We start from the raw sequence: 19,164 nt of genomic DNA on the forward strand, positions 1-19,164 counted from the left end.
TGACTACCCTCTCGTCATTGGTTGCAGATACTCAATAAGTGCCTGCCAGCCCAGAGTTTGTTGTTCTTCAGCAGTGCGTAACGGTTTTACGGTTACCTGCTGCTGAGCGATTTCATCTGCACCGATAATGAGTGCCACTTGTGCACCCGACTTATCTGCTTTTTTCATTTGTTTTTTCATAGAACCGCCACCACAGTGGCTTACCAGTCGCAGTTCCGGTAATTCATTTCTCAGCTGTTCGGCAATTCGCGGGGCATTTAGTTCCGCTTCTTCGCCTAACGGCATTAAGTAGGCATCAACCACTCGTCTTGGGGTCAGCTTGCCTTGTTCCTGTAACAATAGCACCAAGCGTTCCATACCCATTGCAAAACCGACTGCAGGCGTAGCCTTACCGCCTAATTGTTCAACCAGACCGTCATAACGACCACCGGCACAAACAGTACCCTGAGCTCCCAATGCTGTGGTAACCCATTCAAACACGGTACGGTTGTAATAATCCAGACCACGAACCAAACGTTCGTTTAAGGTATATGAAATACCAGCCGCTTCCAGGCGAGCGGTTAATTGCTCAAAATGCTCTTTTGACTCAGCGTCCCAGTATTCGGATAGACTTGGCGCGCCTTCCAGAACCTTCTGAGTATTTTCGTCTTTACTGTCCAGAATACGCAACGGATTGCTTTCAAGCCGGCGTTTACTGTCTTCATCCAACTCGTTTACATAGTCAGACAAGTAAGCTTTTAATGCCTCGCGGTAATTCGCCCGCGCTTCATTAGAACCCAGAGAGTTCAGTTGCAGCTCTACCTGATCGGCAAGACCAAACTCACGCCATAATCTGGCCGAAAGCAGAATGACTTCCGCATCAGCATCGGCGCTTTCTAAACCAAAGGTTTCAATACCAAATTGATGGAACTGACGATAACGTCCCTTTTGCGGACGTTCGTAACGGAACATAGGCCCCATGTACCACAATCGCTGAATTTGGTTGTACAACAAACCGTGCTGATTACCCGCGCGCACGCAGCTCGCTGTCCCTTCAGGACGCAAGGTCACGCTTTCGCCATTGCGGTCATCAAAGGTATACATTTCTTTTTCGACAATATCGGTAACTTCACCAATAGAGCGTTTAAACAGTTGTGTGCTTTCCAGCACTGGCATACGGATTTCGCTATACCCGTAGCTTGCAGCAACGCGTCGTATTACTGCTTCAACCTGTTGCCAGGCCGGACTCTGCTCTGGCAACAAATCATTCATGCCACGAATTGCTTGGATTGTATTCGCCACGGAACCTTCTCGTCTGGTTATCGATACAGAAAATAAGCGGGTATTATAGGGACTTTGTCGATGCGGGTAAAATCAACCGTTAATTTCTTTTACGTCAATTTTATTAGCTTCAATGAACTTAACCTGTTCGCGAATTTGAGCTTCCAGCTCATCCACTAAATTTTGGTTATCCAGCCGGAGTTTTTGACGTGCTCCGCCGATGTACAAACCACTTTTGTTTTTTGCGCCAGCAAGACCTACATGCGATACCAGAGCCTCGCCCGGACCATTAACCACACAGCCTATAATTGAAACATCCATTGGAATAGTAATATCTTCCAGACGCTCCTCTAAGGCATTAACGGTGTTAATAACATCGAATTCTTGTCTGGAACAACTAGGGCAGGCAATAAAATTGATGCCCCGTGCACGAATACGCAGTGACTTTAATATATCAAAACCAACTTTAATTTCTTCAACAGGGTCGGCAGCGAGCGAAACCCTTAGCGTGTCACCAATACCCTCGGCCAGCAAAATGCCTAAACCAACTGACGACTTCACCGCACCGCTGCGTTTTCCACCAGCTTCTGTAATACCTAAGTGCAGTGGCTGGTCAATTTCTTTCGCCAATAAACGATAGGATTCAACCGCTAGAAAAACGTCTGACGCTTTAACACTGACTTTAAAATCGTAGAAGTCCAGCTTGTAGAGAATATTGACATGGCGCATTGCAGACTCGACTAACGCCTCGGCTGTCGGTTCCCCGTATTTTTCTTGCAGATCTTTTTCTAACGAACCGCCATTTACCCCAATACGAATTGGAATGTTACGCTCACGTGCTGCATCTACTACAGCTTTTATTCTGTCTTCGTGGCCGATATTACCTGGGTTGATACGTAAGCAGTCAGCACCATATTCGGCAACTTTAAGCGCAATGCGGTAATCAAAATGAATGTCAGTAACCAAGGGTACAGGACTGCGTTGCTTTATTTGCTTAAAAGCTTCGGCTGCGTCCATTGTTGGTACAGACACACGAACAATATCGGCACCAGCCTGAGCCAAGGCTTCTATTTGCGCTACGGTCGCATCAACATCGGTTGTTTCGGTATTTGTCATGGACTGCACAGCAATCGGTGCGCCATCGCCAATAGGCACATTACCTACATACAAGCGGCGTGAAGGACGGCGTTTAATTGGATTTTCGTGCATCATAACCTTAAATTGACCTCTACTGCTCTTCTGACGGTACGGTGAAGCGCGCAACACGACCAGCACGGAACTGGTCCATATTAAAGGCATCACCGTTAAAGCTGACATTAACAGCTTCAGGTTTACACAGTGTTACTGAAAAAGGCGCTTCGCCAGGGACTGGCATACGGTAGCCTGCAGCTTTTACACCAACAGCCTGAGTTTCACCGGAAGCATCATCAATTTTAACCCAGCATTCTTCATTAAACTCTAACACCAGACTGGCTGAAACAGTTTCCGATTGCGGCGACGGCTCAGCAGGCTCGGACTCAGTCGGAGTTTCAACTTCATTGTCTGTCTGCTCGGCAGTTTCAGTTGGCAACTCCTGTGTATCATTTACATCATTAGCTACTGACTCAGTGTTAGCGGCCTGCGATTCGTCGTTATTCTCACTGGTATTCCCGCTGTTATTTTCGTCATTTTCACTAACGGGTTCTTGCACCGATTCGATCGCAACATTCGTATCATCGGTTTCAACTTCCGACTCTAATATGGCTTCATCTTCATTCGGCTCAATTTGTGGCTCTGTCGGCCGATTCGAAATTTCAATATCACCGACGTTATCAGCTTCATCATCAGTATTTACCGGGGAAACTTCTGAACTTTCCTGTGTGCCGGTTTCACCTTCACTAAAACCAAGATCCGGCTCTTGCCACCACCAAATAACCAAAGCAACGACAATAATGATAACTACATAAGTAATTAACATTAAGCGGTTGTCACTTTCCTCATGCTTTTTACGTCTTGAGAAGCTCTGCATCTGGCTGCTTTCAACTTCTTTATAGCCTCTGGCTTTATAAGCCTCAAACAGCTCGGTATCGTCTAAATCAAGCAGTTTGGCGTAGGAGCGTAAATAGCCTTTAATAAAGGTTGCCGTAGAGAAAGTTGAATAATCATCGGCTTCCAGCAATTCAATAATCTGCTTTCGCAAACGCAACTGGTCTGCAACCTCGCGTTGCTCTAAACCTTTAGCTTCACGGGCTTCTCTCAGAATTTCACCAGGACCTTTACTCAGCTTTTGCTCTGTTTCTTGTGCCGCTTCCGATTCTGGCTTTTTATTATCTTGTGTTGATTCGTTTTCAGCAGTCATGATTGTAAGGGGTTTCCCTGTTATGGTTGAGCTGCGTCGTGACTTACCCGTGCCAGACACTCGGCTCTATTGGCCTCAGATCTGGCATAATGTGGATACGCTGGATCCAATGTCACTTTATCAAAATACCTGAGTGCTTTTTTCCAGTCACCAGCCACACACAGTGCAACCGCATAGTTATTGTACAATGCACCGCTCATAGGTTGCCATGATAATGTCTGTTGGTAAAGTGACAAAGCTGAATCAACGTCATTTGTCGCTAAATACCATTGCCCTAAGGCAAGATTGGCATCCAGAGACCGGGGATTGTTCGTCAATGCGGTTTGCAAATGCGGATACGCAAGCTTCAATTTCCCTTGCGCCAAATAAGCAAGTCCAAGCTGCAACCGTACATCATTACCCACAGATACCGACTGTTCAGGGTTAGCGGTACAACCATATAGCGCTGCGGCTATCAATAATAAAGCGGTTCGCATTATCACACTCCTTGTGCCTGCGACTCTGTAAATTTACGTGGTCTTTACAGCTATTGCCTCTCCACCACGCTGTTTCTGCTGACGTTTCAGTATACGTTTTGTACGATCGATGACATCGCCCACTAACTGTCCGCAAGCTGCATCGATATCATCCCCACGAGTTTTCCGTACCATTACCGTCAAACCGTACTCCATAAGCACTTTGGCAAAACGGTCAATTCGCGAATTACTAGAACGCCCGTAGTCCGAGCCCGGGAAAGGGTTAAATGGAATAAGATTAATTTTACTCGGGGTATCTTTTAAGGTTTTTGCCAGCGCATGTGCCTGATCGGTTGAATCGTTCACATGGTCCAGCATGACATACTCTACCGTTACTTTACGCTGAGCTTTTGACTGCTCAACATAACGACGGCTGGATGCCAGAAATTCTTCAATATTGTACTTCTTATTAATAGGTACAATTTCGTTGCGCAGCTCATCGTCCGGCGCGTGCAAAGAAATAGCCAACATCACATCAATGCGTTCACGCAATTTTTCCAACGCAGGAACAACACCTGAAGTACTTAAAGTAACGCGGCGTTTGGATAAACCGAAACCCAGGTCATCCAACATTAATTCCATTGCCGGAACAACATTGTTTAAGTTAAGCAAAGGTTCACCCATGCCCATCATGACAACGTTCGTTACGGGTTTAATTCCGGTTTTTCCATAAGCCCCTAACAGCTGGTTCACCCGCCATACCTGGCCGATGATTTCCGCCACACTGAGGTTACGGTTAAAGCCCTGAGCCCCGGTTGAGCAGAAAGTACACTCTAATGCACAACCAACCTGAGAAGACACGCACAAAGTAGTGCGATCACCCTCGGGTATCCATACTGTTTCCACGTCCTGACCGTCAAACAAGGTCATAGCGAACTTAATAGTGCCGTCCGATGACTGCTGTTGTTCACGAACTTCAGGCGCGCGTATTTCAGCGACTTGCTTGAGCTTTTCACGCAATGCTTTATTAAGATTGGTCATCTCATCAAAGTCATCGACACAAAAGTGATACAGCCACTTCATTACTTGTTCAGCACGAAATGGTTTCTCACCCATCTCACGAAAGAACTCTTTGATTCCCTCACGATTCAGGTCGAGTAAGTTCACTTTTTTATCTATTGCGTTGGTCATAAAGCTCCGGTTTTCTGATGTGCCTCGACGTTTTTGTAGCCTGATGCAATAGCATCAGGCTACATTCAAATACAGTCTTAGCGAGTGCGCTGACAAACTTCTTCGTCGCTGAAGAAGTAAGAGATTTCACGTGCAGCAGATTCAGTTGCATCTGAACCATGTACCGCATTTTCGTCTATAGTTTCAGCATAGTCGGCACGAATAGTTCCTGCCAGTGCTTCTGCAGGATTCGTAGCACCCATGATGTCGCGGTTTTTACGTACAGCGTCTTCACCTTCAAGAACCTGAACAACGATAGGGCCTGAAGTCATGAATTCAACCAAAGCACCAAAGAAAGGACGTTCTTTGTGTTCTGCGTAGAAACCTTCTGCCTGTTCTTTGCTTAGGTGCATCATTTTAGCACCAACAATGCGAAGACCAGCAGATTCAAAACGGTTGTAGATAGCGCCGATTAAGTTTTTTGCAACTGCATCAGGCTTGATAATTGATAGAGTGCGCTCTAAAGCCATGGTTATAAACTCCAATAAAATTAAGGGATAAATCAGTCGCGCGGATTATACGTGAGATCGGCGCAGAAATCGAATACCCAGTGATTGTTTTTTCATTCATTCTCAGCTAGGATGAGAGAACTTATATAGCCATATAGACGTCTATTTGACGATAAGGAGTTCTGACATGGCGAACAATGAATATGAACAAGCCACCCTTGGCGGAGGTTGCTTCTGGTGTGTTGAGTCAGCCTTCCTTCAGGTAAAAGGCATTCAGTCGGTTAAATCGGGCTACACTGGCGGGCATACCATCAATCCAACTTACGAGCAGGTTTGCAGTGGCGAAACAGGACATGCCGAAGTTGCGCAACTCCAATACGACCCAGAGCAGATCTCTTACCGTCAAATCTTAGAAATCTTTTTCACTCTGCACGATCCAACTCAGGTGAATCGTCAGGGCAACGATGTGGGTACGCAATATCGCACATCAATTTTCTATCATAACGACGCGCAAAAACGCGAAGCGGAAGATATTATTGCCGAACTTGAAGCCGATGCCGCATTTGCAGCGCCTATAGTGACGGAAGTAACCCCGCTGGGAACCTTCTACCCGGCCGAGGATTACCACGAAAATTATTACGCCAGAAATCCGGAAAACCCGTATTGTCAGGCGGTAATTTCACCGAAGCTGGCTAAATTCCGCAAAACCTTTGCGGGCCTGCTTAAGGACTAAGCAGCGCCTCGCAAAGTCCCCACCGTGCGGTGGATAAGTTCTATCGCACGGTCAATGTCTTCTTCGGAAGTGTAACGACCAATGCTAAAGCGCAGTGAACTCATTGCCAGTTCATGCCCAACCCCTAAAGCACTAAGGACATACGAGGGTTCAACGCTGGCAGAGGTGCAGGCCGAGCCCGAAGAAAGCGCAAGATCTTTTAACGCCATTAGCAGCAATTCGCCATCAACCCCGGCAAAACTGATGTTAGTAATATGCGGTACGCGTTGCTGTTCAGAACCATTCAGCGTCACGCCTTCCAGCTGATTCACACCAGTCCATAAACGCTGACGCAGGTTTTCCACTCGCGCAGGCTCCAGTTCCAGCTCGTTAAGGGCAAGTTCCGCCGCAACACCCATACCGACAATTTGGTGTGTTGGTAAAGTACCTGAGCGCATGCCGCGTTCATGACCTCCGCCATGCATCTGCGCAAGCAGCCGAACTCGCGGAGTGCGGCGTACATACAATGCCCCAATACCTTTAGGTCCATACATTTTGTGAGCAGAAAGCGACAATAAATCGACCGGTAATTCCGCCATATCCATTAACACTTTGCCGCACGCCTGAGCGGCGTCAACATGAAATATCGTGCCGTTTTCGCGACATAAATGGCCGATGGTAGTTATATCCTGAAGCACGCCAATTTCGTTATTAACCAGCATTACGCTCACTAACACCGTATCTTCGCGCAAGGCTGAGCGGAACAAATCCATATCCAGCAAGCCGTCTGTTCCGACATCCAGATACGTCACTTCAAAGCCTTCTTTTTCCAGCTGAGCGCAGGTATCTAAAACCGCTTTGTGCTCGGTTTTAAGCGTAATAACGTGTTTGCCTTTATCTGAGTAATACTGGGCTGCGCCTTTTATGGCAAGGTTATCTGATTCAGTAGCACCTGAGGTAAAAACAATTTCGCGTGCGTCGGCGTTAATAAGATCAGCAACCTGATTTCGGGCAATATCTACAGCTTCTTCTGCCTGCCAGCCATACTTATGCGAACGCGATGCCGGGTTACCAAACAAGCCATCCTGCGTTAAACAACCCATCATTTTTTCTGCTACAACAGGATCGACTGGCGTGGTTGCAGCATAATCAAAATACAGGGGTAACTTAGACACTTGCTTGCTCCTGACAACTTAAAGGCAATATTATAGATGAGAGTTTAACTTAATCTCTTCTTCACTGTGGTTATGCAACGAATTTTGTCTATTCAGAACATCACCCACGTCCTGTTTCTTCATCAACTCAGCCAGCGTAATACCGTCCAGAAAGTCAGATATTCTGTCGCTTAACCCTTCCCACAGAGAGTGGGTCAGACAACGTTCGCCGCCCTGACAGTTAGCTTTACCCTGACAACGCGTTGCATCAATTGACTCGTCCACAGCATGAATGACGGCACCAACAGAAATATCATTTGCTGCACAGCCCAGACGATAACCACCACCCGGACCTCGCACACTGTCCACCAACCCGTGCTTACGTAAGCGCGAAAACAACTGCTCTAAATACGACAGAGATATTCCCTGACGCTCAGAAATATCCGCTAACGGCACGGGACCATTTGCCGTAAAAAGCGCAACGTCCAGCATAGCTGTTACTGCGTATCGACCTTTTGACGTCAGGCGCATGGTGTTTTCCTCTGCTGCTTAATTCATCGTTAATGTATTGAGATTCTACATTCCCGACTATTTTAGTCAAGTATTGCCTGTTGATTTGTCCACAGAGGCTAAGATGCCACGTAAGATATTAATTTCATTCTCTTCCGGGCGGGCTCGGTTAAATAAACGACGCAGTTTTGTCATAACTTGTCCGGGGTGCTGAGGAACAATGAACCCAGTCTGACCCAGAGTCTTTTCAAGATGCTCATAAAACCGTTCTAAATCTTCGGCGCGCGGGTACTCCGGTAAATTTTCCGGAGCGCGTTGTTTCGATTCCAGCCACTGCATGCGTAGCTCATAACTTACAGTCTGCACCGCCATAGCCAGGTTCAGCGAGCTGTAATCAGGGTTAGTTGGTATGTGTAAATGAAACTGACTTTGCTGTAGCTCTTCGTTGGTTAATCCACTGTTTTCACGGCCAAATACCAGAGCAACCTGATGCTGACTGGTCTCCTCCAATACTTTTGCCGCACACTCTCGCGGGCCTAACAGCGGCCAATCCAATGTTCTGTTACGAGCGCTGGTGGCAATAACCAGACCACAGTCGGCAATCGCCTCCTGCAGAGTATCCACAATAGTCGCCGACGCCAGAATATCGGTTGCGCCAGCGGCCAACGCCGATGCGTGACTATCAGGCTCCTGCACAGGGTCGACTAAGGTTAGTTTAGACAACCCCATAGTCTTCATGGCACGGGCGACAGAGCCTATGTTTCCGGTATGAGACGTATTCACCAGAACAATACGAATGTTATCAAGCATGGCGTTTCCCTTGAGTTTTTCTCGGCTTATGGAAAAGTTTGGCATGATACCGTAACACTGGTATGATCCGCGACCGAAAATTGTTCTTTTACAGCACAGGTAATTGGTATGCATCCGATGTTAAATATTGCGGTGCGCGCAGCGCGTGCGGCCGGCAAAATTTTAGTTAAAAATTTCGACCAGGGCAGTCCTGTTGAAGCCGAATCAAAAGGTTTGAACGACTGGGTTACTGATATGGATAAAGCCGCAGAACAGGCTATTATCAACACAATCAAAAAGTCTTACCCTGATCACGGCATCATCGCAGAAGAAAGCGGTACTCAGGCTGGAAAAGAAAACGACTTCCAGTGGGTTATTGATCCGCTAGACGGCACGACCAATTACATGCGCGGTATCCCCCACTTTTGTATCTCTATAGCGTTACTTCACAAAGGTTCTGTTCAACAGGCCGTTGTTTACGATCCTATGCGCGAAGAATTATTCACCGCTACCCGCGGTGCCGGTGCGCAGCTAAATGGCCGCCGCTTACGTATTTCACCTAAAGTGGAATTAAAAGGCGCCATTTTAGCAACGGGTTTCCCGTTCAAAATGAAAAACCGTTTACCGGAATACCTGGAAATGTTCAGCAAGTTGTTTGAGCACTGTGCCGACGTTCGTCGTGCAGGCGCAGCAGCACTGGACTTAGCTTACGTTGCAGCAGCACGCCACGACGCCTTCTGGGAAATGGGTCTTAAGCCGTGGGATATGTTGGCTGGCGAGTTATTGGTTCGCGAAGCCGGTGGCATAGTCAGTGACTTTCAGGGTGGCCACAACTACATTCAGTCAGGCAACATAGCAGCAGGTGCGCCAAAAGCATTAAAACAAATGCTGGCACAAATTCGCTAAGCTCTTTCTAAAAACAAGAGCAGTAAGCCCAAAAGCAAAACGCCGTCTGAGGTCACCCAGACGGCGTTCTTTTTTATAGTTCGATTTCTTCTAAATCGAGTTCAAGCGAGTAATCCATATCAGAGAGTTCTTCCCGCAACCGGTACTTCTCTTTTAGCTGCTCTATTTCACGCCATTTACGTTTTGCCGCGCGACCCTTACCAGACTTGTCATTAACCTTTTGCAGTTCTTCTGAATGATCCATGTTATGACCCTCTGCTTTTTTGATACAACTTTTTTAATTATGGTATTTAGCGCTGCAGTTAATCTGTTTGTTAACAAAAAAACCACAACTCATAAGTACCACACACCAGGCCACATTAAAAGAACTTTGTTACGCTTTTGTTAACAATTGATGGCGAAGGTGTGAAGAATCAGGTGATCAACTCAACTTGCGGATAATGCGTTTTGAAAAATTCGCGGACTGAACCGAGCTGCTGAATGGGGAATAGATGGTCACTCGATACTTGATAATTAAAAGGGAACTGTAAAATAGCGTATTCCTCGTCGTACTCGCCCACCGCTACGCGTTTCAGCTTTTTATTGGGGACTTGTTCCAACCCAACACGTAACTTTTCACCATTAACATCCAACAAAGTCATGATATTTTTAACTTTGTTCTGCTCTCGATCTCTGGGGCTAATGAGCGACGCAGAGGCAACGATTACGGCTACGAACAAAACTGCAAATCCCTGGCCGATAAAGTGCAAGACCATAAAGTAACTAAGGTAAATGGTTAATAACCAGAGCCAACCAGGAATGCCTTTGGTTTTCCGGGCCAGTCTCGCCCTAACGGTTTGTTCTTTATACATCTTTCAGCTCGTCATTTGCTTAAGTTCTATTAATTGTTGAACGACTTTCTCAACATTTGACGGTGCCCGTTTGGGCTGATAATTCAAAATATACTCGACCAATCCTTTACGTTCAAGAACGGGAACGCTGGGAGGTGAAGACAGCTTAACCCGTGCGCTGCGGTGTGAAAAAAACACAACGCCGTCTATCCAGGTAGATGCGCGGTTTTTCTTCAAATGCTCTGACAATACATGTATTTGCTTTTTTAACTGCTTTATTGGATTGCGAACTTTCGCGGTATAACGACCACCTTTGCGACCTACTTTATGAGCCGTCCAGTTAGGTGCCTGTTCATCTCCCGTTACTTTAGAGTTGTTGTTCTTCACTTCGACTACAAACACGCCGTTAGGGCCCACAACAATTAAATCCAGCTCCGTGAAGCCGCGTTTTGCTCGCGAATTGGGTACATCAATCTGGTTAAACAAAACATAGTTACCGGGGAGTTTCTCTAAAAGCTGCAGTGTTTTTAATTCGCCTCTGGCGCCCGAACGCTTAGTGGATGCCGCTCCAATAATGCTGAAGAGGTAAATTAGTCCGACAATCCACCAGAGATTTGGTAATTTGTACATTAAAAAACCCGCAATAGGCGCGCCAATAATAGCGACCCATACGCGGGCTTTATTCACTTCTTGCGAAAGACGATTTTTGGTTATGTACTGCGTGTCGGCCATGACAATTTGACTGCTTTATTTCCCAAACTGGTGGCTATATTAAACCACCAAAACAGACATTCGTCAGCTTTAATCCCTTACTGCTTTTGCCTTATAGCCTCAATCAGTTCGTCTTTTGTCATTTGGCTGAGGTTATCAATATCAAGCTGTTGCGCTCTATTGTATAACTCATCTTTGGTGCGCTCTTCCAGCCGGGTATTGGGGTTACCTGTCCCCTGAGTAGTGGTGTTATCGGTAAGCCCCTCTTCGCGTCGCTGCTTATTCACAGTGCGACTGGCAATTTCCTCTGCTTCGTCTTCACTCTTTCCGTCATCCAGCTGAGACTGCTTAATATGCTGATACATACGCTCGTCTTTGTCGCGCCAAACGTCTGGCATGGCAGCCTCCTTAATCGTTAAAATGTCAGTGCGTTTTCTCAACTTATTCATTATTAAGTGTAGTAAAAAAAGAAATGAAATAAAGGTTCGTTGAACACCCCCTGGCTTTAAAGATCCACATCAATTGCTATGCAACACCTATTTAATGGCAGAGCTTATTAGGCTCGACTAAGATTAGGAGCAACCACAACAAAGTGGTTTCGGCTATTAAGGGATTCTCATGAAATGCTTAAGTCATAAAATACTCAGCTTATTTGCAGGTGCTGTGGTGCTAGTGAGTCTTTGTTCTCACAGCTACGCGCAAACAGCTTCCTACTCCGATGCAGAAGCTACTGACCCAGAAATGCTAGGCTGGATGCAAGGTTTCCCGCCATCGCCTGAGAAACTCATCATGCAGCCTGAATCAGACTTCTTTAGCTTTCCGAAGCTGCGTTGGACGGTATGTCATATTCGCGAACTCATGCCGACGAAACGCGTGAGAAAGGGCTCCGAACCTCCATTATCGTTAGAGTATGCTATTGATAAAAATATCGATTCAGTGACTTTCAACACCATGGGTACGGAACAAACCATGACCTGGAAGGACTCTCTTGGAGCAAATTATACCGACGGCATTCTTATACTTCATAAAGGCAAAATTGTTTATGAACACTATTCGGGGTGTCTGGACGAGGGGGGTAAACACGCCGCTATGTCGATGACTAAGTCCATGACCGGACTGCTGGCAGAGATACTTGTTGTAGAAGGTGCGCTTGACGATACCGTAAAAGTTTCATCAATAATTCCCGAGCTTAGCGATAGTGCTTTTGGTAGTGCAACGGTACGTCAGGTTATGGATATGACCACGGCACTAGATTATAGCGAGGATTACTCCGATCCAAACGCGGATATATGGATCTACTCAAAAGCTGCGAGTCCCTTGCCAAAACCCAAAGAATATAACGGCCCGAACGGCTATTTCGAATATCTACAAACCGTCAGACAAAAAGGCATTCACGGAGAAGCTTTTGGTTACAGAACCATTAACACTGACACTCTTGGCTGGATAATTTCGCGGGTAACGGGTAAAGATTTAACCCAACTATTATCTGAACGTATCTGGAGCAAAATTGGGGCTGAGCAGGGCGCCTACTTTACTGTTGATGCAAAAGGAACTCCCTTTGCAGGCGGGGGACTTAGCGCAGGCCTGCGTGATCTCGCACGTGTTGGTCAGTTGGTGTTGAACCGCGGAAGTCTCAACGATCAGCAGTTGTTTCCAGAAGAGGCTGTCGCCAACATACAAACTGGCGGCGATAAAGAGGTTTTCGCTAAAGCAGGTTACAACACGCTAGAAGGCGGAAGTTACACAAGTATGTGGTGGGTTTTACATAACGAACATGAAGCTTTTGCAGCACGAGGCGTTCATGGGCAGACCATTTATATTGATCCAACGGCAGATATGGTAATAGTGAGGTTTGCGTCTTTTCCTACCGCTGCAAATGCCAAGATTGATCCAACTTCGCTACCGGCCTATCAAGCGGTTGCTGAGTACTTAATGGGAAAAGGAGAATCCACAGAGACAGCGTCAGAATAGCAAAGATCTGATTCACAAAGGCTAACGTAATTGAGTGAAAGACATTAAGTAGCCTGTTTATGAACCTGACTGAATCTGAAGTATCACGCGTTATAGAAATGGCGTGGGAAGACCGCACGCCATTTGAAGCTATTGAAGAACAATTTGGCCTGCAGGAAAAGCAGGTTATTAAGTTTATGCGCTCGCAACTAAAGCCCGGCAGCTTTCGCTTGTGGCGGGAGCGTGTGTCGGGGCGCAATACCAAACATCGAAAACTACGCCCCGCAGGAGTGTCGCGCGGCTACTGCCCAACACAATATAAACAGCGTTAGGCAATAACGCACTAAAGCATACTTTTCAGAACCTTGTCCTTGCGAATAAAGTGATGATGTAAGGCCGCAGCAACGTGCAAAGCAACCAGTGCCATAAGTGCTATTGCCATCCAGCCGTGCAGTTCCCGGAATACAGCATAGTTCTCAATATCGACAGTAAGCGCCGCCGGTAAGCGGAACCAGCCAAATACGTCAATTGGCCGCCCGGCAAAGTACTGCATTAAGTACCCTGAAATTGGCATGGCGAACAACAGCAAATAAAGCAGCCAGTGAGAAGCCTTGGCGACAAATGTCTGCAAGCTTGATAAGTCTCCGGGTAATGCCGGAATTTGATGGAACAAACGATTCACTAAACGTGCAATAACCAGTACGGCCGCCACAACGCCAAATGCTTTGTGCACGGTTAGAATGCTTAACTGCCACGGCTCTAAAGAACGAACCATCAATAGACCAGCCGCCAGCATCGAAATAACCAAAGCCGCCATAGCCCAATGAAACAAGCGCATCGATAACGAAAACTGTTGTGTGTTACTCATTGCCCTGTTCCTCCAGCTCGCCCATTAACGCTTCTTTTGCTCTGCGACGATAAGACTCGGCATAAGCCGCGGAACGAGCCCGTAGTATGGGATCTCGGGTTGCCTCAATACCGGTTGGTAACACCAGAGGATCGTAATTTATACCGTGGCATTCACCCTGTAACTGCGGCGTTACCCCGGTAATAACAATTTGTCCCGCTGTAATCTTCTCACGGCTGTCCGGCCATGCTTTTGCTGGATTGTTCTCATCATCTTTCTCATTTGCCAAAGTAAAAACCCAGTCGAAAATGATATTTTCTTTCGCTACCCGGTTGGTAATTTCTTGGTGCAGAGCATCCACACCTTCTAAGTTGTCAGCAGAAACTGAAACCGTCGGCTGCATAGTCCAGCGTACGGCTTGCTCATCGCCTTCAGAGTTAATTAAGTAAAACGCGTTAATGCTGTTATAAGTCTCAGCAGCAAAACTTCCGCTGGGTTGGTATTGCGCTTTCCAGCTTAAAAAGTCACTGCTCTCAGGGTGTTCGGCAAAAAACTTTTGTATTGCTTTAGGACCGGCCTGAATCGCCTGAATTTGCTGGTAAAACGTATGCGGATCTTTAACCGCCATAACGGGCGGCGTATTCATTGCAATACGCCATTGCTCGGTCGAACTCATGGCAAAGCTCAGAGCTAAACTGCGTACCGGTGCTTTTAAGTCAGGCGCTGTTGGATTATTCCCGGCAACAGAAAAACGCCCGATAAAAGGCATGGATCCCGTTTCAAATAGTGCCGCTTTTGAATAGCTGGCTAACTGCCCGTTTGAACGAAACTCACCACTAACGCAAATGCCTTTTGCGTGAGCACGCCGAAAGCCTTCATGGGCGTTTTCCCCCTGCTGTAAATTCACAAACTCTTGTGCACTAACTTTGGGGGGATCATCGGCTGCCACGCTCACCATTGGCGCCAGCAATAACGCCAGATATTGTTTTTTCATATTGAAACTACTCTTGTTATCATTTTTTCGGTTAGAGTATATCAGTCAATCGAGCACTGCGAGCAGCGCTCTTTCCCTGTTAATAATTTAGAAATGCGGTTACGGTAGCGCGCGAAAAATAAGTACGCTTTATCGGCAAACCATCGAATGACAGGCCAGCGTAAAGGGGCAATCATCCAGCCTTTCCCCACCAGCGACCAGGCCGCATAGGTGACATCCAGACCATAAATCATTTCACCTGAACGGGTCTGCCCGTGTAAATACTGGTTAGCCTTAGCAACGTCTACTGCAGGATAGCGCTGATTAAAATCCGGCTCGTTAATGTTCTCAAACTGGATCTTTCTTTGTTCGTCCAACTTCCTTAAATGACGCATTTCTTTCACGCACAACGGGCATCCACCGTCGAAGAAGATAACAAGTTTTGAGCTTTGCTCTGACATTAGAACCACCGTTTTGCGAATTACACCTTCTTATACGTTGTTTTTGCGTATTTGACTCATAATGTAATGCGAAAATCGGTTTGCTTAGCCCACAATACGACATTGCCACGCAGCCAGACTTAATAAGCAGTGCTAGTCTTTTTATGACATATGGCGCAGACGCGCTGCAATTCGCTCCAAAATAAGAGGCAAGGATGCCAAAACTCTCTAAAATTCGTCTCGTTTACTTAGCGGCATTTTTTATCGCTGCCTTTTGTGCCTTGCCTGCTGCCGCATTGCAGGCTTCAACGCAAACTCAGCTAGCAAAAGTTTATGAACAGGACACAAGCAATCCCATCAGCGACTATTTGGTGAGTGAAAAGTACGACGGCATCCGGGCCATTTGGACAGGCTCACAGCTACTGACCCGGCAAGGCAACCTGATATCAGCTCCGGAATGGTTTACTGCACCGCTACCCGCCGTTTGGCTTGACGGTGAACTGTGGACAAAACGTCAGAACTTTGAAGCGCTAAGTTCTATTGTGCGCACCCAAACACCAAAGGATAACCGTTGGCGGAAAGTGAAGTATATGGTGTTTGATATGCCTGACGCGCAGCTGCCATTTGAGGAGCGATACAAAAACTATTCAAAATTAATTGGGCAAATAAACGCTGAGCATATTAAGCCGGTTAAGCAGCAACGGTTTCATTCCAACCATGAGTTAAGCGAACACCTGAAAGCTGTGGTTGAGCATGGCGCAGAAGGCCTAATGCTGCATTTGGCAACAGCGCTTCATCAGTCGGGCAGAAGTGACGCTTTATTAAAGTTAAAACCCTATTTCGATGAAGAGGCCGAGGTTATCGCGCATTTACCGGGAAAAGGTAAATACACCGACATGCTCGGTGCGCTGCGTGTGCGCAATCAGCAAGGCATTGAATTTTCTATTGGCACCGGCTTCACCGACGCCGAACGCGCCAATCCTCCGCCTGTCGGCAGTATTATTACCTACAAGTATCACGGCTACACCAGTAATGGCGTGCCACGCTTTGCCAGCTTTTTACGAATTCGGGAGGGTGTGGAGAGTGAATGAATTTCCAGGCAAGATGTTCATACGTAATATACAGAAACTAGAAATATTGACACCCGATACGTTACAGGGCACAGTTTTAGGATGGAGACGCCGAGATAGTAAATTATGAAGATTATCACTGAGGTATTCGTATGTTGATGCACAATCCCCCCCACCCTGGCGAAGTCGTACGAGAGCTTTGTCTCGAGCCTCTTGGCTTATCTGTAACCGCTGCAGCAGAAGCTTTGGGCGTAAGCCGGAAAACGTTAAGTGCGTTGCTGAATGGCAAGGCTGGTATTAGCCCTGAAATGGCTATCAGGCTCTCAATCGCATTTAATACTTCGGCGGAAAGCTGGCTAAACCAGCAGTCCCAATATGAACTTTGGCATGCCGAGCAACATCGTAAAGAACTCAAGGTTAAAAAGCTCGTTGCCGCATAGTAGAACTCGAAGTTAAGCTATTGCTTAAACTCCCATCATAACGTCCCAAAACGAGTATTGATATTTGTACTCCAGTGGAAGCGTATAAGACACCGTCTTTTCTTTTCCATTAACGATGAGCTTAAAACTGACTTTTTCCAGGAGCTTTTCAGGCATGCCCTTTTCGTAGTGCAGAACAACAGACTCCCGGCAACCCACCTTACCCGAGCATTTTGATACCGTTGACTCAACCTTTGACGGCATGATGCGTTCACCCGATTCAGAATAGTGCTCCAGAACCACCGACTCGGGTATAACCTCTACGCCGGACTCATCACTCAAATTGAAGCTTAAAAATGATTTTCTCCAGGTCGACTCCGGCGTTCCTTGATGACTATTGTAAACATCGTTCAAATGCGTAATCTCGACCAAATCGCTAAATCGACTGTCTGCGTTTACTTTATAAAGAGTGCTGTAAAACTCGTACTGGCTGCCATCATTGTCAGCATACTTATTTTTATAGGGAACAGGTGACCCATCCTGCTTTACGGCATAGTTGTAATGCCCGCAACCAGCGAGCAATAAAGAGGCCAGAGCTGTCAAAATTGTCAGTCGTTTCATAATAAGGTCTCGACACCGTGTAGCCGATTTTCAAATATTTTAAAGTACGCAGTCATCTGCGCAGTAGCAACATATTTTACAATAAAGGCAACTTGACCCATGCGTTTTTCTTGCCCGTAGTCTCAAGAGCTGGTTAGACCTGCCGATAAAGATGAATTATTATTGACTGGAATATCCAGATGTTTAATCGCCGCCTCAAAAATGAATTCGAAGATCAGCGTAAAGAATTAGCGATGCTCCGCCAACTGGCTAGCCAGATGGATCGGGGCATGCTGTCCATAACACTGAACTCCGACTTCTGCATATCTGCTGTAAACCAAAGCTTTGCTGATGTTCTAGGCTACCAGCGCGAACAGCTGTTAGGGCGACCCATGTCAGAGATTGTACCAGCTTACGTCCCGAAGCTAGCTTGTTTTCGAGACTTTAATCAGGCCGTTGCAAAGCTCGCACCAATAAGCGATGACTACCGCTACTTGCGCGCTGATGACTCCCTCGCCTGGCTTCGTATCAGTTGGCTTCCGATACAGAACGCTGACGGCAAACTATCCCATGTACAGGGATATGGCCGCGATGTAACCAAAACAATTGAAGGCAAAAAAGAGAGTGAAGCATTCATTGATGCGCTGATCCGCTCCACTGCGGTTATTCAGTTTAACCTTGATGGTACCGTAATTACCGCAAACGAACAGTTTCAAGAGGCCATGGGATACCGGCTCGAACAGATTGCAGGCAAGCACCACCGTATATTCTGTACACCGGAAGAGGTTGAGTCGCCCGAATACGCCGTCTTCTGGAAAAAACTAAACAACGGTGAGTACGTAGCGGACCGTTTCAAGCGAGTCGACAGCCGTGGTCAAGAAGTTTGGCTTGAAGCCACTTATAACCCGGTTTACGACGCCGAGGACAACTTATCTAAGGTTGTGAAATTTGCCAGCGTGGTCACCGACCAAGTGGAACGGGAAGCTCAGGTAAGAGAAGGTGCAAGCGTCGCCTACGACGTTTCACAACAAACTGATGTAAGCGCTCAAAAAGGCTCCGCTGTGGTTCAGAAGACGGTCGAAACCATGCAGCAGATAGCCAGACAAATGCAAGGGACGAGCGAAAGCATTGAAGCGCTGGGTAAACAGTCCCTGCAGATAAACGCCATAGTGCAAACCATCGGTGGCATCGCAGAGCAGACAAACCTGCTGGCACTAAACGCCGCTATTGAGGCCGCCAGAGCCGGTGAACAAGGGCGCGGGTTTGCCGTGGTTGCCGACGAGGTTCGGAATCTGGCTGCCCGCACCAGTAAAGCCACAGAAGAGATTGTAAGAGTAGTCGAGAAAAACCAAACTCTCTCTGATGAGGTGATGCGTCAAATGTCCAGTACCCGAGAGGAGGCAGAACAAGGCCTGGAATTAGCCAACCAGTCGGGAGCCGTCATTGTCGAGATTCGGGAAGGAGCTAAGCAGGTGGTCAACGCTGTAGAACGCTTTGCCAATGAATTATAGTAAGGCCTGA

24 protein-coding genes are annotated in these 19,164 nt (G+C 46.9%); 7 read left to right on the top strand and 17 right to left on the bottom strand.

Annotated elements, in window-relative coordinates; genetic code table 11:
* Positions 1-3 precede the first annotated feature (3 nt).
* The 6 genes from hisS to ndk form a co-directional block, all read right to left on the bottom strand.
* The gene (gene hisS / locus ACN0TF_RS11400) at positions 4-1,281 is read right to left on the bottom strand and encodes a histidine--tRNA ligase (RefSeq protein ID WP_417442026.1); all 1,278 of its coding nucleotides are present in this window, start codon (positions 1,279-1,281) and stop codon (positions 4-6) included.
* A 72-nt stretch (positions 1,282-1,353) separates the two neighbouring features.
* Positions 1,354-2,472 (bottom strand): flavodoxin-dependent (E)-4-hydroxy-3-methylbut-2-enyl-diphosphate synthase, encoded by a 1,119-nt coding sequence (gene ispG / locus ACN0TF_RS11405; protein WP_417442027.1) that lies wholly within the window; start codon positions 2,470-2,472, stop codon positions 1,354-1,356.
* Positions 2,473-2,488: 16 nt separating this feature from the next.
* Positions 2,489-3,598, bottom strand: coding sequence for a RodZ domain-containing protein (locus ACN0TF_RS11410; protein WP_417442028.1), 1,110 nt, complete (start codon positions 3,596-3,598; stop codon positions 2,489-2,491).
* Between the two features lie 20 nt (positions 3,599-3,618).
* Complete coding sequence (locus tag ACN0TF_RS11415; protein ID WP_417442029.1) at positions 3,619-4,074, bottom strand: tetratricopeptide repeat protein; 456 nt, start codon at positions 4,072-4,074, stop codon at positions 3,619-3,621.
* A gap of 33 nt (positions 4,075-4,107) precedes the next feature.
* The gene (locus ACN0TF_RS11420; protein ID WP_417442030.1) at positions 4,108-5,244 is read right to left on the bottom strand and encodes a bifunctional tRNA (adenosine(37)-C2)-methyltransferase TrmG/ribosomal RNA large subunit methyltransferase RlmN; all 1,137 of its coding nucleotides are present in this window, start codon (positions 5,242-5,244) and stop codon (positions 4,108-4,110) included.
* A 77-nt stretch (positions 5,245-5,321) separates the two neighbouring features.
* Complete coding sequence (gene ndk / locus ACN0TF_RS11425; RefSeq protein ID WP_011235266.1) at positions 5,322-5,753, bottom strand: nucleoside-diphosphate kinase; 432 nt, start codon at positions 5,751-5,753, stop codon at positions 5,322-5,324.
* A 166-nt stretch (positions 5,754-5,919) separates the two neighbouring features.
* Between ndk and msrA the strand changes: the two genes are divergently transcribed.
* Positions 5,920-6,465, top strand: coding sequence for a peptide-methionine (S)-S-oxide reductase MsrA (gene msrA / locus ACN0TF_RS11430; RefSeq protein WP_417442031.1), 546 nt, complete (start codon positions 5,920-5,922; stop codon positions 6,463-6,465).
* Here the strand turns inward: msrA and ACN0TF_RS11435 are convergent.
* From ACN0TF_RS11435 to trmJ, 3 genes are all read right to left on the bottom strand, one after another.
* Entirely contained in the window at positions 6,462-7,619 is a 1,158-nt protein-coding gene (locus tag ACN0TF_RS11435; RefSeq protein WP_417442032.1) for an IscS subfamily cysteine desulfurase, read from the bottom strand. The two genes, msrA and ACN0TF_RS11435, sit on opposite strands and share 4 nt — an antisense overlap.
* 30 nt (positions 7,620-7,649) lie before the next feature.
* Entirely contained in the window at positions 7,650-8,129 is a 480-nt protein-coding gene (gene iscR / locus ACN0TF_RS11440) for a Fe-S cluster assembly transcriptional regulator IscR (protein WP_417442033.1), read from the bottom strand.
* A 66-nt stretch (positions 8,130-8,195) separates the two neighbouring features.
* Positions 8,196-8,918: a tRNA (cytosine(32)/uridine(32)-2'-O)-methyltransferase TrmJ gene (gene trmJ, locus ACN0TF_RS11445; RefSeq protein ID WP_011235270.1), complete on the bottom strand. Its 723-nt coding sequence runs from the start codon at positions 8,916-8,918 to the stop codon at positions 8,196-8,198.
* Positions 8,919-9,026: 108 nt separating this feature from the next.
* Here trmJ and suhB point away from each other — a divergent pair, with 108 nt between their 5' ends.
* Complete coding sequence (gene suhB / locus ACN0TF_RS11450) at positions 9,027-9,803, top strand: inositol-1-monophosphatase (protein ID WP_011235271.1); 777 nt, start codon at positions 9,027-9,029, stop codon at positions 9,801-9,803.
* Positions 9,804-9,876: 73 nt separating this feature from the next.
* On the opposite strand, the gene ACN0TF_RS11455 is transcribed toward suhB, so the two are convergent.
* From ACN0TF_RS11455 to ACN0TF_RS11470, 4 genes are all read right to left on the bottom strand, one after another.
* Positions 9,877-10,047 carry a DUF3545 family protein gene (locus ACN0TF_RS11455; protein ID WP_011235272.1) on the bottom strand — a complete coding sequence of 57 codons (171 nt, stop codon included), beginning with the start codon at positions 10,045-10,047 and terminating at the stop codon, positions 9,877-9,879.
* Positions 10,048-10,216: 169 nt separating this feature from the next.
* Positions 10,217-10,654, bottom strand: a complete 438-nt coding sequence (locus ACN0TF_RS11460) for a hypothetical protein (protein ID WP_417442034.1) — start codon at positions 10,652-10,654, stop codon at positions 10,217-10,219.
* Between the two features lie 3 nt (positions 10,655-10,657).
* Positions 10,658-11,365 carry a nuclease-related domain-containing protein gene (locus tag ACN0TF_RS11465; RefSeq protein ID WP_417442035.1) on the bottom strand — a complete coding sequence of 236 codons (708 nt, stop codon included), beginning with the start codon at positions 11,363-11,365 and terminating at the stop codon, positions 10,658-10,660.
* A 77-nt stretch (positions 11,366-11,442) separates the two neighbouring features.
* The gene (locus ACN0TF_RS11470) at positions 11,443-11,742 is read right to left on the bottom strand and encodes a Rho termination factor N-terminal domain-containing protein (RefSeq protein ID WP_417442036.1); all 300 of its coding nucleotides are present in this window, start codon (positions 11,740-11,742) and stop codon (positions 11,443-11,445) included.
* A 220-nt stretch (positions 11,743-11,962) separates the two neighbouring features.
* Between ACN0TF_RS11470 and ACN0TF_RS11475 the strand changes: the two genes are divergently transcribed.
* Together ACN0TF_RS11475 and ACN0TF_RS11480 are read left to right on the top strand one after the other, a co-directional pair.
* Positions 11,963-13,315 carry a serine hydrolase domain-containing protein gene (locus tag ACN0TF_RS11475; RefSeq protein ID WP_417442037.1) on the top strand — a complete coding sequence of 451 codons (1,353 nt, stop codon included), beginning with the start codon at positions 11,963-11,965 and terminating at the stop codon, positions 13,313-13,315.
* A 59-nt stretch (positions 13,316-13,374) separates the two neighbouring features.
* On the top strand, positions 13,375-13,626 hold the full coding sequence (locus ACN0TF_RS11480) for a TIGR03643 family protein (protein WP_417442038.1): 252 nt from the start codon (positions 13,375-13,377) through the stop codon (positions 13,624-13,626).
* Positions 13,627-13,637: 11 nt separating this feature from the next.
* On the opposite strand, the gene ACN0TF_RS11485 is transcribed toward ACN0TF_RS11480, so the two are convergent.
* Genes ACN0TF_RS11485 through ACN0TF_RS11495 form a run of 3 tightly spaced genes read right to left on the bottom strand, consistent with a single transcriptional unit; the run spans position 13,638 to position 15,575 of the window.
* Entirely contained in the window at positions 13,638-14,162 is a 525-nt protein-coding gene (locus tag ACN0TF_RS11485; RefSeq protein ID WP_417442039.1) for a cytochrome b, read from the bottom strand.
* Positions 14,155-15,135, bottom strand: a complete 981-nt coding sequence (locus ACN0TF_RS11490) for a catalase family peroxidase (protein ID WP_417442040.1) — start codon at positions 15,133-15,135, stop codon at positions 14,155-14,157. Before ACN0TF_RS11490 ends, ACN0TF_RS11485 begins: the two co-directional genes overlap by 8 nt.
* A gap of 41 nt (positions 15,136-15,176) precedes the next feature.
* Positions 15,177-15,575: a thiol-disulfide oxidoreductase DCC family protein gene (locus ACN0TF_RS11495; protein WP_273025348.1), complete on the bottom strand. Its 399-nt coding sequence runs from the start codon at positions 15,573-15,575 to the stop codon at positions 15,177-15,179.
* Between the two features lie 194 nt (positions 15,576-15,769).
* Here ACN0TF_RS11495 and ACN0TF_RS11500 point away from each other — a divergent pair, with 194 nt between their 5' ends.
* Positions 15,770-16,645, top strand: a complete 876-nt coding sequence (locus tag ACN0TF_RS11500) for a DNA ligase (protein ID WP_417442041.1) — start codon at positions 15,770-15,772, stop codon at positions 16,643-16,645.
* A 131-nt stretch (positions 16,646-16,776) separates the two neighbouring features.
* Complete coding sequence (locus ACN0TF_RS11505) at positions 16,777-17,064, top strand: HigA family addiction module antitoxin (protein WP_153849639.1); 288 nt, start codon at positions 16,777-16,779, stop codon at positions 17,062-17,064.
* Positions 17,065-17,088: 24 nt separating this feature from the next.
* On the opposite strand, the gene ACN0TF_RS11510 is transcribed toward ACN0TF_RS11505, so the two are convergent.
* Entirely contained in the window at positions 17,089-17,664 is a 576-nt protein-coding gene (locus ACN0TF_RS11510) for a hypothetical protein (protein ID WP_417442042.1), read from the bottom strand.
* A gap of 179 nt (positions 17,665-17,843) precedes the next feature.
* Here ACN0TF_RS11510 and ACN0TF_RS11515 point away from each other — a divergent pair, with 179 nt between their 5' ends.
* Positions 17,844-19,154, top strand: coding sequence for a methyl-accepting chemotaxis protein (locus ACN0TF_RS11515; protein WP_417442043.1), 1,311 nt, complete (start codon positions 17,844-17,846; stop codon positions 19,152-19,154).
* The last annotated feature ends 10 nt before the right edge of the window (positions 19,155-19,164 follow it).

It is taken from the genome of Idiomarina sp. (assembly GCF_048265525.1).
Classification (GTDB): Bacteria; Pseudomonadota; Gammaproteobacteria; order Enterobacterales; family Alteromonadaceae; genus Idiomarina.

Bases quoted from the DNA above. Each gene is read 5' to 3' on its own strand.
- ispG (WP_417442027.1), bottom strand. From the start codon at position 2,472: ATGATGCACGAAAATCCAATTAAACGCCGTCCTTCACGCCGCTTGTAT.
- ACN0TF_RS11410 (WP_417442028.1), bottom strand. From the start codon at position 3,598: ATGACTGCTGAAAACGAATCAACACAAGATAATAAAAAGCCAGAATCG.
- ACN0TF_RS11415 (WP_417442029.1), bottom strand. From the start codon at position 4,074: ATGCGAACCGCTTTATTATTGATAGCCGCAGCGCTATATGGTTGTACC.
- ACN0TF_RS11420 (WP_417442030.1), bottom strand. From the start codon at position 5,244: ATGACCAACGCAATAGATAAAAAAGTGAACTTACTCGACCTGAATCGT.
- ndk (WP_011235266.1), bottom strand. From the start codon at position 5,753: ATGGCTTTAGAGCGCACTCTATCAATTATCAAGCCTGATGCAGTTGCA.
- msrA (WP_417442031.1), top strand. From the start codon at position 5,920: ATGGCGAACAATGAATATGAACAAGCCACCCTTGGCGGAGGTTGCTTC.
- iscR (WP_417442033.1), bottom strand. From the start codon at position 8,129: ATGCGCCTGACGTCAAAAGGTCGATACGCAGTAACAGCTATGCTGGAC.
- trmJ (WP_011235270.1), bottom strand. From the start codon at position 8,918: ATGCTTGATAACATTCGTATTGTTCTGGTGAATACGTCTCATACCGGA.
- suhB (WP_011235271.1), top strand. From the start codon at position 9,027: ATGCATCCGATGTTAAATATTGCGGTGCGCGCAGCGCGTGCGGCCGGC.
- ACN0TF_RS11455 (WP_011235272.1), bottom strand. From the start codon at position 10,047: ATGGATCATTCAGAAGAACTGCAAAAGGTTAATGACAAGTCTGGTAAG.
- ACN0TF_RS11460 (WP_417442034.1), bottom strand. From the start codon at position 10,654: ATGTATAAAGAACAAACCGTTAGGGCGAGACTGGCCCGGAAAACCAAA.
- ACN0TF_RS11465 (WP_417442035.1), bottom strand. From the start codon at position 11,365: ATGGCCGACACGCAGTACATAACCAAAAATCGTCTTTCGCAAGAAGTG.
- ACN0TF_RS11470 (WP_417442036.1), bottom strand. From the start codon at position 11,742: ATGCCAGACGTTTGGCGCGACAAAGACGAGCGTATGTATCAGCATATT.
- ACN0TF_RS11475 (WP_417442037.1), top strand. From the start codon at position 11,963: ATGAAATGCTTAAGTCATAAAATACTCAGCTTATTTGCAGGTGCTGTG.
- ACN0TF_RS11480 (WP_417442038.1), top strand. From the start codon at position 13,375: ATGAACCTGACTGAATCTGAAGTATCACGCGTTATAGAAATGGCGTGG.
- ACN0TF_RS11485 (WP_417442039.1), bottom strand. From the start codon at position 14,162: ATGAGTAACACACAACAGTTTTCGTTATCGATGCGCTTGTTTCATTGG.
- ACN0TF_RS11490 (WP_417442040.1), bottom strand. From the start codon at position 15,135: ATGAAAAAACAATATCTGGCGTTATTGCTGGCGCCAATGGTGAGCGTG.
- ACN0TF_RS11495 (WP_273025348.1), bottom strand. From the start codon at position 15,575: ATGTCAGAGCAAAGCTCAAAACTTGTTATCTTCTTCGACGGTGGATGC.
- ACN0TF_RS11500 (WP_417442041.1), top strand. From the start codon at position 15,770: ATGCCAAAACTCTCTAAAATTCGTCTCGTTTACTTAGCGGCATTTTTT.
- ACN0TF_RS11505 (WP_153849639.1), top strand. From the start codon at position 16,777: ATGTTGATGCACAATCCCCCCCACCCTGGCGAAGTCGTACGAGAGCTT.
- ACN0TF_RS11510 (WP_417442042.1), bottom strand. From the start codon at position 17,664: ATGAAACGACTGACAATTTTGACAGCTCTGGCCTCTTTATTGCTCGCT.
- ACN0TF_RS11515 (WP_417442043.1), top strand. From the start codon at position 17,844: ATGTTTAATCGCCGCCTCAAAAATGAATTCGAAGATCAGCGTAAAGAA.